Origin of the sequence: Streptomyces sp. Edi2 (assembly GCF_040253635.1) — a bacterium.
Classification (GTDB): domain Bacteria; phylum Actinomycetota; class Actinomycetes; order Streptomycetales; family Streptomycetaceae; genus Streptomyces.
Window position 1 is genome coordinate 3,052,033 of record NZ_JBEJGX010000003.1, and the last position, 13,456, is coordinate 3,065,488.

Consider the following 13,456-nt stretch of genomic DNA (forward strand, 5'->3'; position numbering starts at 1 on the left):
GGTCGCGTCGTGAACAAGGAGCAGCCAGTGGACTCACATCATCGTCATCGTCATGGTCATGGTCATGGTCATGGTCATAGTCATGCCATCGTGATCGGGGGATCGATATCGGGTCTCCTGGCCGCACGGGCGCTCAGTGAGGCCTTCGAGCGGGTCACCGTCATCGACCGGGACGAACTGCCCCGCTCTCCTGCCGCGCGGCGCGGTGTTCCCCAGAGCCGTCAGATCCACGGTCTTCTGGCGCGAGGCACGGAAGTCCTGGAGCAGCTCTTCCCCGGTTTCTCCGACGACTTGGCCGGGGCCGGAGCGCGCTTCGGTGACCTGCAGTCGGACCTCCACTGGTACCAGGACGGACTTCTGCTCAAGCCCGGTGCGTCGGGTCTGATCGGCGCAGCGGCCAGCCGTCCTCTCATCGAACACGTCGTACGCACCCACGTGGCGAGCCTTTCTGGCGTGACGATCGTCGACCGATGCGACGTACTCGCCCTCACCGCCACAGCAGACCGGCGCCGGATCACGGGAGTGCGGCTGCGCGACCGGGCACCGGGCGCTACGGAAGCGGTCGCGGATGCGGATGCGGACCTGGTCGTGGATGCCACGGGCCGCGGTTCCCGGAGCCCCGCGTGGCTCGAAGACCTCGGATACCTGCGCCCGCGCGAGGAGTACATTCGCGTACGGGCCACGTATATGTCGCAGGTCTACCGGCACGAACCCCACCATTTCGACGGACGCATGGGGACGGCGTGTGCCGCTTACCCCGGCACACCGCGCAGCGGGTTCGCGCTGGTACAGGAGGCCGGCCGCGTCGTGATCATGCTGGGCGGGTACCTGGGCACCCAGGCCCCCACCGATCACGACGGCATGCTCGCTTACGCCGGCACGCTGGCCACCCAGGACTACGCGGACATCATCCGGACGGCGACACCGCTGGCCGAACCCGTGAAAATGCACCACCCGGCGAGCATCCGCAGGCACTACGAGGAAATGGACCGTCTGCCCGAGGGCTACCTTGTCCTCGGCGACGCGATCTGCAGTTTCAACCCCGTCTACGGTCAAGGGATGACGACCGCCGCCCTGCAAGGGCTCCTCCTGAAGGATCTGCTGGCGGAAACACGTGAGGAGCTGGGCCGCCGGTTCCTCAACGCGGCGGCGAAGCTCCTGGACACTCCGTGGGGAGTCGTCGCGGGCGGCGATCTCCGGTTCCCCGAGGCCGAAGGGACACGCACCGCTCGGACGAAGCAGTTCTCCGCATACCTCACGCGGTACCGCGTGGCCGCACACCACGACGCGGAACTCGTCACCGCCTTCCTGCGCGTGACCAACATGCTGGACGACCCCTCCGCGCTCATGACCCCGGAGATCGTCGCCCGCGTCACAGCCGGGTGGCTGAACAGCCGAGAAGAAGACGAAGTACGTCCGCCCCGGCGGCCCGACGTGCTTGCCGTGTAGCGCCGTTGATCTGTACCTGCCGCAACCGGCCGCCCGCACATGCCGTTGTGCCGCAGGGGTTGGTGCGGTCGACCACGGGGCGACGGGTGGCCGACGCCTCGGTCAGGCCGTCCCTGATGACCGCACCGCCCGACGCGACCGTTCTCCGCTTCAACACCGCGACGGTCGACGACCGTATGCCTCCCGCCAACCGTCACAAGGAGGAACACGTGAAGGATCACGATCAGACGGGCCCGCCCGAACCGACGCGGCCAAAACCGCGGTCGCGCCGCGAGATGCCGACCCGGCGCACGGTCCTGGGGGCGGCCGCGATCGCGGGGATCACCGCGGCCGGCGCGGGGGCATACGCCTGGGCCGGGGACCGACTGCCGTCCGACCGCCTGACGCCGGCGAAGTTCACCGACCGGTTCGAGCAGCTGTCCGGGGTGCACGACGGCTTCCGCCGCAACCACGCCAAGGGCGTGAGTGCATCAGGGACCTTCGTCAGCAACGGGGCGGGCGTCAAGCTGTCGAGCGCCGCCGTATTCGCCTCGGGCTCGACGCCGGTGACCGCGCGCTTCTCCCTGTCCGGCGGCCTGCCCGCGGTCGCCGACGCGAACGCCACCGCCCGGGGCTTCGCGGTGCTCTTCCACCTGAGCAATGGCGAGCAGTGGCGCACCGCGATGATCAACCTGCCCGTCTTCCCCGACAGCGTGCCGCAGGGCTTCTACGACCGGCAGCTCGCCACCGCGCCCGTGCCCGCGACCGGGCAACCCGATCCGGTGAAGGTCGCCGCGTTCCTCGCCGCATACCCCAAGACCGCACGCGCGATGGCGCTGGTCAAGAAGACGCCGCCGGCCGGCGACTTCTCCAACAGCACCTTCCGCGGCCTCAACGCCTTCTACTTCACCAACCAGGCGGGCAAGTCGATCCCGGTCCGCTGGAGCCTGGTACCCGAGGAACCCTCCCGTCCCGGCCCGAAGGCCCCGCAAGCCGACCATGACTACCTGTTCAACGCGCTGATCGAGCGCGTACGGTCCGGCCCCGTGCGCTGGCACCTGATGATCACGCTCGGCGCGCCCGGCGACCCCACCCATGACGCCACCGTGCCCTGGCCCGCCGGCCGGCCCCAGATCGACGTCGGCACGCTGACCATCGACGCCCTGCAGACCGAGGAGGCGGGAAACGCGCGGGACATCAACTTCGACCCACTCATTCTTCCGCAGGGCATCAGTCCGTCCGACGATCCGCTGCTCACCGCGCGATCGGCCGTCTACGCCCAGTCCTACCGGCGCAGGACCCGCGAGGCACAGCAACCCAGCAAGGTCGACGTTCAGGAAGTCGAGGCCGGACATGACCACTGAGTCGGCGGATCCCGGGACGACGTACACCCTCACCGCCCGGGTCCTGCACTGGACCATGGCGATTCTGGTACTCGCCATGCTGTTCATCGGCGTGTTCATGGTCACCTCCGTCAGCGACTTCCCCCTGCTGGTCACCCTCCACGAACCACTCGGTTTCGCGATCCTGGTCCTGGTCCTGGTACGGATCGGCTGGCGGCTGACCCACACCCCGCCGCCCTTGCCGACCGGCATGCCCAGGCTCGAACGGCTGGTCGCCCTGTACTCCGAGCGGCTCATCTACCTCTTGTTGCTGCTCCAGCCGTTGTTCGGCTGGGCGCTGGTCTCCGCCTCCGGACAGCCGGTCGTCTTGTTCGGTTCCTGGCACCTGCCGGCCCTCGCGCCGATGAACATCACGCTGTTCGCCGGCCTGCTCCGCGCCCACGAGGTCGCCGCGTACGTCCTCTACGCTCTCTTCCTCGCGCACCTCGCCGGAGTTCTGTGGAACACGCTCGTGGTCAGGAACCGCGTACTGCACCGCATGACCTTCCGTCTTCGGCCCAAGCCGGCGGCACACTCTCGTAGGTCACCGCGGCAGTAGTCCTGGCGGCCCGCCGGTGTGCCAGTCCCCCTGTGGACGGGCCGTCAACTGTGGCTCCGCGCCATGGGATGGCCTCGCGATCCCGTGAAGACTGTCGGAGCAGTGCCGTGGACCCATCGCACACGGTCATGCGGGGGCTTGCGCCTGCGGTCGGCGAACGCGGAGTGCGTTCAGGTTCCGCCCGGTCTCCGTCATGTGGTCCCGACCTGTACCCATGACATCCGACATCCGAACGGAATCCGCAATGACCAACACCGTCTCCAAGAGACACGCTTCGCACCAGACCTCGCGTCACAGATGGAGCTGGAGCTGGGTCATGTTCTCCTCACTGGCGATAGCCGGTTACTTCGTCGGCCAGTACGGCCAGGGCACGCTCGCCGAACTCGCCCCCCGCAATGTCGGACTGGCCACCACGTATGCCGATCGGAGCTGGCCGGTCCAGGTCGCTTTCTATGTGCACATCGCCAGTGCCGGGCTCGCTCTGGCACTTGGGCCGTGGCAGTTCTCCCAGCGCCTGCGCACCCGGTACCCGCGCGTTCACCGGTGGATCGGGCGGATCTACATGATCACGCTCGCCCTCGGGACGGTGGCGGCGTTCATCATGTCGATGTTCAGCTCGGTGGGCATCAGTGGGTTCTTCGGCTTTGCGGCGCTGGCGGTGCTCTGGGGATGGACGGCCCTGCGGGGCTACCAGGCCGCGCGTGCCCGGCGGTTCCGTGAGCACGAGGCATGGATGATCCGCAACTTCGCTCTCACCTATGCCGCCGTGACTCTCCGGCTGTGGCTGGGCGTGCTGATCTTGGTGCAGTTGCCGTTCTCCGACGGCCGCGCATTCACGGACATCTTCAGCCAGGCCTACGGCCCTCTTCCCTACCTGTGCTGGATACCCAACATCGTGGTGGCCGAGTTCATGGTGCGGCGCCGGAACCTCCCCTCCCTGCACATGACCACCTCCACGCCCGACCCCCGGCTCACCATCTGACCCATCTGTGGTCGCTCTGAGCCATCCCACCACCGTGGTTGCACACGCCCGGCGGGCGGCCCGGACTCCCGGTGGACAGGCTGTCCAGCGGGAATCCGGGCCACCGCCGGGCACACTCATGCGGGGAGCGGTCAAACCCTGCCTTCCCGTTCCCTCCCGTTCCCTTGCCGGTCCGGCCGGCACCAGGCGGGAAGACCCGTCGGCCACCGAACCCGCGGAGTCCGCGCACGGGCCGGCACCGGAGCAACGTGCGAGCCGTCCGGCGCCCGACCGGTTCAGGACGGCACAGCCGGCCAGGAGACGCATCTGCTGACGGGCCGTTCGTACGGCGGGGCTTCGCGGGCACACCGACGGCCGTCGCCGCGACACCGCTACAGGGATGTCGCCACGACGGCCGTGTTCGTCCGCTTTACCGGACGTGTGGGGGAGGTTGCGGGCCCCGCCGTCCGATACGGCGGGGCCCCACGCGGTCACTCGTCCGGCAGCCAGTTGCCGTGGAATCCGAACGGGACACGACGGGGCAGGTGAATCGTGGCCACCGGCGGGGCCACCACGTCCTGAGCGTCCAGGATCACCAGGTCACTCTTGTCGGTGCTCGCGTCGTACACGAAGCTCAGGAGCCATCCCGGGCCACCAGGTGTGCCATCGGCCGCAGCGAACGATGCCTCGTTGGCCACCCGGCCCGCGGGGAGCTCGTGGCGCATCGCGTTACCGGTCTGCAGGTCGTAGCGGATCAGGTAGGAGTGGGAGAGCCCAGTGCCGATGTTCGGGGTATCCGACACCGTGACGTGTCCGAAACGGGAGTCCATACCGGCGAGGCGGTCGTCCACGCGAGGGAACTCGCAGGGCGTGTCGTCGAGCTGGGTTTCGATGACCTTGCCCGAGTCGAGGTCGAGTTCCCAGCGCCACAGCGTGGCATGGGTCTCGTTGTAGACCGGGTAGCGGGCCACGAGCATGACGATCCGACCGCTGTCCGGCCCTTCGTCGAACGCGTTCATCGGGTGGAACACGTAGCACGGTTCGATGGGCAGCCAACGGACCTCGCCGAAGGGGTCGTTGCGCCGCAGCACACCGAGACGGGCCCCGTAGGTCGGGCGCCACTTGTACGGAAGGTCATCGCCGCGCAGAGCCGTCTCCTGGTCGAAGACGACCGGCAGGTCCATGAAGACGACGTAGTTCGCGGTCAGGTGGAAGTCGTGCATCATCGTGTGCGCCGGCACATCGATGGGGCGGCTGACCGTCAGGGCACCTGAGGCGTCCGCACGGTGGTAGGTGAGGAAGGGGGGCTTGAAGCCTCCGTACCCGAAGAAGTGAAGCTCACCGGTGATCGGGCAGACCTTGGGGTGCGCGGTCATGGCGGTGTGCAGACGCCCACCGAAGTCGTACGGCCCGATCGTGTCGAGTTCGCGGCCGGGACGGAGGTCGAGTTCATACGGAAGGGACCCCTCCACCAGGGCGAATGTCCGCCCGGCGTGCCGGACCACGTGAGTGTTGGCGGAGCCGGCGGTCAGGTCTTCCTTCCCGTCACCGAAGGTCGTCTTGCCCTCCGTGAACTTGGTGGTGCGGACCCAGCGGTTGCGGTACGAGGTCGCTCGGCCGCCTTCGAGGCGGACACCGTGCACCATGCCGTCACCGAAGAACCAGTGGGGGGAATCGACGTCCTGGGGATTGGGCCCGTTCCGCACATACCAGCCGGTGAGCTCCGGGGGAATCGCCCCGGTGACCTCCAGGTCCTGGATGCTCATCTCGTCCATCACCGGCGCGTAGTTCTTCGCGAGGTGCGGGACGGGTGGGTTGTTCATCACTTCAAACTCCCTGAGTCATGGCCGCGTTCATGCGTGCCTGAACGCGCTTCGGGTACTGCACGGTGACGATGGCCGGAATGATGAGCCCGGCGGCCTGGAAGAAGATCCTGAATCCGACGTTCAGAGGGGCGACGACGACCAGACCCAGGGTGAGCGTGCTGATCGAGAAGGCGACGGCCCAGACCCTGGTCAGGATCAGGTTGACCCGGAGGAAACCGGGGTCATTCCACATCTCGCGCGGGACGTCCCGCTTCGCGATGCCGGTGGTGAACGGGTGACCGATGACGATCGACCCCCACGCCGTGGCGGCCAGCCAGGCCATGGACACCGGGCCGTCGAGGTGTTCGGCCGGACTGGTCGGGTCAGCGAAGGCCAGCGCGGTCCAGAGCAGGAAGAACACCGTGTTGCTGTATTCCAGAACGAGAGCTTCGGCCTTGAAACCTGCCTTCACTCCCACGAGCAGGATCCAAGCGCTGACGACGAGTGCACCCAGAGATGCCCACTGCCATCCGATGGCGGAAAGCCCGCCAAAAGCCACCCAGGGAAGAAATCCCTTAGCGAATTGCATTTTTTCTCATTCCTCATTCATTCGAGAGAGCCGATGACGTTCCTGCTCCGGCAGGTCGGATACGAACGGGGATCTGGCGCCACGGCGGGCGACCCTGCCCCACCGCCGTTCCGCATCTCCTGCACGGAGTCGGACAGCTGTTCATCGTGGGCTTCGGATGCCACATCGCCTGTGCCGCGCGGTACGGCGCGGCCGATTCCACCGGCCGAAGCGCGTAACCGCTGGGCTCATCCGGACTGCGGCCGGCGCCGGAAATCAGATTGCATTCCCGAGGTCAGCGAGCGCCGGAAGAACAGTGGACTCCCCGACGGCGATATCGTTCACCGGAACTGATCTGCCGTCGGAATAACAATAGACCGGTCAATGGAAGGTTCGCGCCGCTCTTGGGCCTTTCGGCCCCGGCCATATGCCCTTTGGGACACCTGTGCACATGTTCTTCAATTCTTCTCCGCACTATGGCCCGGAGAAAGGGCACAGGCGCGCGGTGAGGGCGGCGGGCCTCACCGTCGCCCATCCCCTCGCCAGTCGTCAGTCGTCAGTACCTGCGTGCCCGGCGCTGCCGCCTGCGGTTGCGAAGAGAGTCCAGTCCGCCGCCCTGGGGGTAACCGGTGTACGGCGGCGGCTGGTTGGCCCCGTACACCTGTCCGGGAGGCTGATTGTCCAGCGGCGGCGGGCTGAATCGCTGTGCCATCTGATCCGGGAACATCCGGCCGTCCCCCTCCGGGGCGAACTCCATGCCGGAGGACATCAGGCGTGGGACGAGAACGGCGGCCTGGCCGAGGCGGTTGATACCCAGTGCCAGGAAGATGGTCGCCGAGGACGCCGCCACCTTCGCGTCCAGTGCGTGTGCGACGACTGTCATGCCCAGGCGCGTGACCACCAGCAGCGCCCACAACAACAGCCCGGCGGCAGGCATCCGGGCCCACGTCACACCGGCCCGCGGCTCCAGACGGGTCATCGCACCCTGCCCGGCTCCGATGCCGAAGGCAAGCAGTCCGCCGGCGACGAGGCACATGACGTCGGTGGAGGTCGGGTGCTCATCCCTCAGCAGGGCGAGGCCGATCACCGTGAGGACGACCGGCAGCACCATCACTCGCCGGCCCGTGAGCGCCTCTCCCCGCAACTGACGTGCGATGACGGCCACCACGATGGCTATCGCCACCAGGATCTGGATGTAGCTCATACTTCTTCCTGTCCGTGGGTGGGAATGGGTGTCACCGAAACCGGACCGGCCCCCAGGTGTGGGCTGACCGGTCTCGGGCGCCCACGGCCAACGGAAGGACGGTTCGGCGGGTGCGCCCGGATGCCGGGCGGCACGTCAGCCGGGCCGGGTGGGCCTGCGTGTCAGAGAGCGCCGGATCGCATCGCGTAAGCGATGGCGTGGGCGCGGTTGCGCAATCCCAGGCGGTCCATCAGTCCCGCGAGGATGTGCTTGATGGTGCGCTCCGAGTAACCCAAGGCGTCCGACACCTCCGCGGTGTCACAGCCCTCGGCGAGCAGTTTCAGGACCGCCACCTCGCGTTCCTTCAGCCGAGCCGTGTCGGGGCCTTGCGCATCCTGAAGCCCGTCCCGGAGGGTTCTGAGCTGATCGGTCAACGACCGTACGAGCACGTCGGGCGGCTCGGCCCGTCTCTTCCGGCTGTCCAACACGGCCTGCAGCACGCTCTCCATGCCGGCCTGCGCACGCGGCACGAAGCCAACCAGGCCGTACCGCACGGCCCGCAGCATCCTGGCCTCGCTGATGCCGTCAGCGCTGAGCACGATCCACGTCCGTGACCTCGATGGCGCGGCCGACAGCCGCCGCATCGACACGAGCGTTTCGTCTGTCACTTGCGTGGTGAACATCGCGACCACCTCGGCGTCTGATGGACGACCGGGCGCAAGAAGTCTTACCTGGCTGCACGACTGGAAGTACGACCGGGCCCCTTCACGGGTGATCGGGTCGCCGGCAAGCACCGCCAAGGGTATTCCGGCCATGACGTCTCCCCTGCGTGACACCGCGGATCCCCTCAGGCCTCCGCCACGCGCCACACCCTGCATCGCATCCATGGCTTGAAGACTACATGTCAGTTCCGATAGGTCAAGGTTGACATCTCTCGCGCACCTTCGCGAGCCGTCACATGGCGCCACGACCGGGAATATGCGACGAGGCGGGACGGGCGGCAGCGGGTGTCGACACCCCGATCGGGAGGATCTTCGCAACATCATCACGAAAAACACTATGAAATTGACATGTCGAGATCGCTAGGTACAGAGTCCCTTCGAGCAACAGCCGGAACGGCCCCTGGCGACCGCGCTTCGGGCCGTGCGCCGCGCTTACCCCGCACCGAGGGCACGGCCCGCATGGGCTGAGCACGGAGAAGAACCAGGAGTCCTGCCAGTGAGACCTCTGCACGGAATCGACGTCGAGCGGGTACGAGCGTTCGCCGACGCCGTCTTCGCCATTGCCATCACGCTGCTCGCGCTGGAAATCAGCGTCCCGGAGGACCTGCCTTCCGCCGAACTCGGGCACGCCCTGGAGGAAGCCCTCCCGTCCGTCGCCGGCTACCTGCTGAGTTTCGTCGTCGTCGGGGCACTGTGGATCGCCCATCACCGCCTGTTCCGGGCAGCGGAACAGTTGGACGGCCCCCTGATGTACCTCGATCTGGCGCTGATGGCCCTCGTCGCCGCGCTCCCGTTTCCCACGAAGCTCATCACCAGGTACCACAGCAACCCGCTCGCCACCACGCTGTACGCCGGCACGATCGCCCTGTCCGCTCTGCTGATCACGGTGATGGCGCTGTGGCTCCGCAGCCGCCCGGCATTGCGCAGCCCCAGAGCCCCGTACGAGCTGATCGCCAAGCCACTCCACAGCGCGGCGGGTGTCGCCGTCATCTTCGGAAGCTCGCTGCCGGTGGCTCTGATCTCGCCCGCCGCAGCGGAGTACTGGTGGGTCGGGCTGGGCATCCCCGTCCGGCTCTACACCGCATGGCGCCAGAGCAGGACGGCCAAGCGCGCGGCGGCGATGCCGCCTCCCGTCCCAACGGCCGACTACTGGCCGCGTACCGGGCCCGGTTGGCCACAGCCATGACCTCCAGGGGCCCCTTCCGCAGACCTCCGTCGAGGAGACGGGGCCGCGGTCGCGGCCACCCACGCTGACCATTCCACGGGATCGCGCCACTGTCCGGGGGCGTCAGGGACGTGATTCCGTGGGAGCGGATCACCACAGCAAGGTGACCGATGCGTACACACCACGTCGCACCTCGCGACGGGTCAGATCACACCGGCTCGCATCGCGTACACGATGGCCTGGGTCCGATTGCGCAGGCCGAGGCGGAACACGAGCCCGGCCAGGATGTTCTTGACCGTGCGCTGCGAGTAGTCCAGCTGCCGTGCGACTGCCGCGGTGTCCATTCCCTCGGCCAGAAGCTTGAGAACCTCGATCTCCCGGTCCTTGAAACCGGCTACGTTCAAGCCGTTCGGTTCCAGCACGTCCTCCTGCAGGCTCCTCATCCGGTCGATCAAGGACTTGACGAGTACGTCCGGGAACTGGACCCCTCCCTCCCGACTCCTCAGCACGGCCTGGAGGACCTGGTCCATGCACCCCTGCGAGCGGGGCACGAAGCCGACGAGGCCGTACCGGATCGCACGCATCAGCTCCACCTCACTGATGCGGTCCGCGACCAGCACGAACTTCATCGCCGACTTCATCGCCGGCTTCGCCGCCTGCTTCACGAGCTGCCGCATGGTCGCCAAGGTGTCCTCGGCCACCTGATGGGCGAAGAGAACCGTCACATCGGCATCAGCCACCGCACCGGGCGGGAGCAGTCGCACCAAGCCGCTCGCACGGAACCAGGAACACACTCCGTCGCGCGTGATCGCGTCACTGGCAACGACAGTCAGCGCCGGTGGAGGCACACTTCTCTCCTTGTTTGCATGGCTGCTCACTGCCCGAACGGTATGCCGCATCGGAGCCGGGCATCATGTCGCCGAGGCACAGAAGCCAGGCCCGTCGGTGTCGAGTCCCCACCGGCCAGCCCCGTAGAGGGCGGGCAGGTGCATCTCCACGTCTCCCGGATCGGGTCCTCACACGACGGCCCTGTTTCGCGTCAGGAATGGCTGAATTGACGCACCCAGGGGGCACATCTAACCTTCGACATGTCGGCTTTATAGTATCGGGGATATGAGGTGTCGACGGTGGGCATGCGTTCTGGCGCGGAGTTGCTCAAGGAGGCATGCGGGCCGAAGGAGGCGCCCGGTACACAGGACTTCGGGATCACCTGGATCGATCGGCTCTGCGACGAGATCACCCGCGAGATCACGAAGGACGTGTTTCCCGCCCGGCAGGGCAGCGTGCCGTTCCACAACGAGCTCAGGCGCTTCGTCCGGACGAACGTGCTGTCGGTCGCGAAGGCCCACCATGTCGCGTCCCTTCCCGTGGAAGATGTCACGAGCCAGGTGCGCGACTTCGGCGTATGGGTCGCCGAGCAGGGGTTTCCCCTGGCCTGCGTACGGCAGGCCTACTGGACCGGCACGCGCGAAATCATCGACCGGTGGGGCAGGATGGGCTGGCCCGGGCTCGCACCGGCCCCTGCCGCCGACGGCGGGCGTATCGCGGTGTCGGGCGAGGTGGTCTCCCGGGTGGCGTTCTGCACCTTCGACTTCGCCGAGCGCGCCATGCGCCAGTCGGTACTCGCCCACCAGGAGGCTACGGCCGGCCTCCGCCTCGGTGGCGATCTGCGCCGACGTGACGTGATCACCACGATCCTCGCCGCCGACGACGGACGCGTGAACCCGGCCTGGGACGCCGCGCTCGGCTACCGGTTGGGCGGCACCCACATCGGCCTGCTCATCAACGCGACCGACCGCGCACACGCCGAGAAGGTCCTTCAGCGCGCGAAGGCTGCCACCTCGGCACGCGAGCACCTGCTGTTGCCGCCGTTCGCGACCCACTGGACCGCCTGGCTGGGGTACCGGAAAGCAGTCTCGGCGGGTGTCCTGGACACCTTGCGCCGGACGCTGCTGGGGTCAGATGCGCAGACGGCGATGGGCAGGCCCCGACCGGGGATCGCGGGCTTTCGCGCGAGCCATCGTGAAGCCGTGCGGGCCGAGGACATCCGCGAGAAGTTCCATGACGCACCCCGGTGCCTGTCCTTCCACGACCTCTCGCTGGAGGACCTGTTGCTGCACGATCCGTCGTCCGCCGCCATGTTCGTCCGGGACGAGTTGGGCCCACTCGCGGACAACACCGATCGGGCGGCTCGTATGCGGGAGACCCTCTCCCTCTGGCTGTCCTGCGGCACTCACACGGCGACGGCGGCCAGGCTCGGCATCCACGAGAACACCGTCCGGCTGCGGCTGAACTCGGTCACCGAAATGCTGGGCGCCGGGTACCTCGAACGGAAGGCGGAACTGCTCGTCGCCCTCCGTCTCTGCGATGTGCTGGCCGCTCCACGACCGTGACCTGCGCGCCCTGGGCGAGGGCCGGGCGATCGTCAGGCCGGAGGAGACGTGCGGCGCCGGTTCAGGTTATCGAGGGCCCACAGCGCCCAGTCGTGCATGGCCTGGTACTGCCGCAGGCCGAACTCGGCCGCCAGCTGCCCCAGCGCATCGCGGCCTTCGGGCGGCACGGCCTCCCGCCTGGCCCGGTGCTCCCGCAGTGCGGAGACATTGCGTTCGGCGTGCTCGATGACGCCGCGCAGCGCGGAGGCCGCCTCTTCCGGCTCCAGCGCCTCCAGGAGAAACATGCGCAGAACCTGCTCGTTGCGCACGACTCCCTGCCCCCAGGGCGCCTGCAGCCACGCTCGCAGTTCCTCGCGCCCCTTGTCCGTCACCTCGTACGTCTTTCGCCGGCGAGGGCCTTCTTGGGTGACCTCGACAAGGCCGCGTTCAGCCATCCGGACGAGCTCCGGATACACACTCGGGTGTGCAGCCTGCCAGGCCCACTGCCCGAGGTCCCCCTCGAACTCCTTCGTCAGCTCGTATCCGCTGGCGGGCTCCACAGCCAGCAGCCCCAGTAGTGCCTGTGTGAGTGACATGTCAATACCTTACATGTCACTCACCGAGTCTCCATGGCCCGGCCTCGTCGCGGGAGACGTCGATCAGGCCGCCGGAGTCCGGGGCCGGCGCTCGCACTCACCGGAGTCGTCCGCCGTTCCCGGACGGGCCGCCGGCCTGCGCGACGGCCCAGAGGGCCCAGCCCTCCTCCATGGCACGCAGCCGCAGCCCGTACTCCAGGGCAATCCGGCCACTGGCGCTGAACGGGGCGCCGTCGTCCCAGTCGATCGACGCTTCGATGTCGACAAGTGCCGCACGTTCCTCGGCAGCGATCTCAGCTTGCCGAGCAAGCCGCTGGACGACCTGTTCCCGTGGGAGCAGCCCGAAGAAGAAGACTTGCAGGAGCATCTCGTGGCGTTGCGGCTTTCTGCCTTCGGTGCGGGCGAGCCATTTCAACAGCTCCGCCTCACCCGACGAGGTGAGGACGTACTCCTTGCGACCGCGGGGACCTTCCGAAGTGACCTCGATCGCCCCGGTGTCAGCAAGACGATTCAGCTCGCCGTAAAGCTGGCTCTGCGAAGCGAGCCAGACGTTGCCGAGCGACCGCCGGAAACGCTTCATCAGGTCGTAACCGCTGCCGGGGCGGTCCATGAGCAGGCCCATCACTGCGTATCTGAGAGTCACAAGCTCAAGAATATGTCATATTCGACATGTCGCTACTATAGCAACGCGTCAGTGCCGTGGTCGAAGGCCTCG

General features: G+C 67.5%; 13 protein-coding genes. 6 read left to right on the forward strand and 7 right to left on the reverse strand.

The features are described from left to right. The first annotated feature begins 90 nt into the window (after positions 1-90). From ABR737_RS16835 to ABR737_RS16850, 4 genes are all read left to right on the forward strand, one after another. Positions 91-1,449, forward strand: coding sequence for an FAD-binding monooxygenase (locus tag ABR737_RS16835; protein WP_350250984.1), 1,359 nt, complete (start codon positions 91-93; stop codon positions 1,447-1,449). A 116-nt stretch (positions 1,450-1,565) separates the two neighbouring features. Then, a complete protein-coding gene (locus ABR737_RS16840) occupies positions 1,566-2,792 on the forward strand; it encodes a catalase family peroxidase (RefSeq protein ID WP_350250985.1) in 1,227 nt (408 codons plus the stop codon). Then, positions 2,782-3,369, forward strand: coding sequence for a cytochrome b (locus ABR737_RS16845; RefSeq protein ID WP_350250986.1), 588 nt, complete (start codon positions 2,782-2,784; stop codon positions 3,367-3,369). The genes ABR737_RS16840 and ABR737_RS16845 overlap by 11 nt, the downstream gene beginning before the upstream one ends. A 316-nt stretch (positions 3,370-3,685) precedes the next feature. Beyond that, positions 3,686-4,351 (forward strand): DUF2306 domain-containing protein, encoded by a 666-nt coding sequence (locus tag ABR737_RS16850; protein WP_350250987.1) that lies wholly within the window; start codon positions 3,686-3,688, stop codon positions 4,349-4,351. 470 nt (positions 4,352-4,821) lie between these two features. Here the strand turns inward: ABR737_RS16850 and ABR737_RS16855 are convergent, their stop codons facing one another. The 4 genes from ABR737_RS16855 to ABR737_RS16870 form a co-directional block, all read right to left on the reverse strand. Next, positions 4,822-6,153 carry a carotenoid oxygenase family protein gene (locus ABR737_RS16855; RefSeq protein WP_350250988.1) on the reverse strand — a complete coding sequence of 444 codons (1,332 nt, stop codon included), beginning with the start codon at positions 6,151-6,153 and terminating at the stop codon, positions 4,822-4,824. A 4-nt stretch (positions 6,154-6,157) separates the two neighbouring features. After that, on the reverse strand, positions 6,158-6,724 hold the full coding sequence (locus ABR737_RS16860; RefSeq protein ID WP_350250989.1) for a hypothetical protein: 567 nt from the start codon (positions 6,722-6,724) through the stop codon (positions 6,158-6,160). A 535-nt stretch (positions 6,725-7,259) separates the two neighbouring features. Then, a complete protein-coding gene (locus ABR737_RS16865; RefSeq protein ID WP_350250990.1) occupies positions 7,260-7,907 on the reverse strand; it encodes a hypothetical protein in 648 nt (215 codons plus the stop codon). A gap of 161 nt (positions 7,908-8,068) precedes the next feature. Continuing rightward, positions 8,069-8,773: a response regulator transcription factor gene (locus ABR737_RS16870; RefSeq protein WP_350250991.1), complete on the reverse strand. Its 705-nt coding sequence runs from the start codon at positions 8,771-8,773 to the stop codon at positions 8,069-8,071. A 331-nt stretch (positions 8,774-9,104) separates the two neighbouring features. Here ABR737_RS16870 and ABR737_RS16875 point away from each other — a divergent pair, with 331 nt between their 5' ends. Beyond that, positions 9,105-9,794: a TMEM175 family protein gene (locus ABR737_RS16875; protein WP_350250992.1), complete on the forward strand. Its 690-nt coding sequence runs from the start codon at positions 9,105-9,107 to the stop codon at positions 9,792-9,794. A gap of 182 nt (positions 9,795-9,976) precedes the next feature. On the opposite strand, the gene ABR737_RS16880 is transcribed toward ABR737_RS16875, so the two are convergent. Further along, the gene (locus ABR737_RS16880; protein WP_350250993.1) at positions 9,977-10,651 is read right to left on the reverse strand and encodes a helix-turn-helix transcriptional regulator; all 675 of its coding nucleotides are present in this window, start codon (positions 10,649-10,651) and stop codon (positions 9,977-9,979) included. 255 nt (positions 10,652-10,906) lie between these two features. Between ABR737_RS16880 and ABR737_RS16885 the strand changes: the two genes are divergently transcribed. After that, entirely contained in the window at positions 10,907-12,166 is a 1,260-nt protein-coding gene (locus ABR737_RS16885) for a PucR family transcriptional regulator (protein WP_350256811.1), read from the forward strand. Positions 12,167-12,198: 32 nt separating this feature from the next. Here ABR737_RS16885 and ABR737_RS16890 read toward each other — a convergent pair whose 3' ends face one another. Both ABR737_RS16890 and ABR737_RS16895 read right to left on the reverse strand, forming a co-directional pair. Beyond that, positions 12,199-12,741, reverse strand: a complete 543-nt coding sequence (locus tag ABR737_RS16890; RefSeq protein ID WP_350250994.1) for a PadR family transcriptional regulator — start codon at positions 12,739-12,741, stop codon at positions 12,199-12,201. Positions 12,742-12,838: 97 nt separating this feature from the next. After that, positions 12,839-13,363: a PadR family transcriptional regulator gene (locus ABR737_RS16895; RefSeq protein WP_350250995.1), complete on the reverse strand. Its 525-nt coding sequence runs from the start codon at positions 13,361-13,363 to the stop codon at positions 12,839-12,841. Between the last annotated feature and the right edge of the window lie 93 nt (positions 13,364-13,456).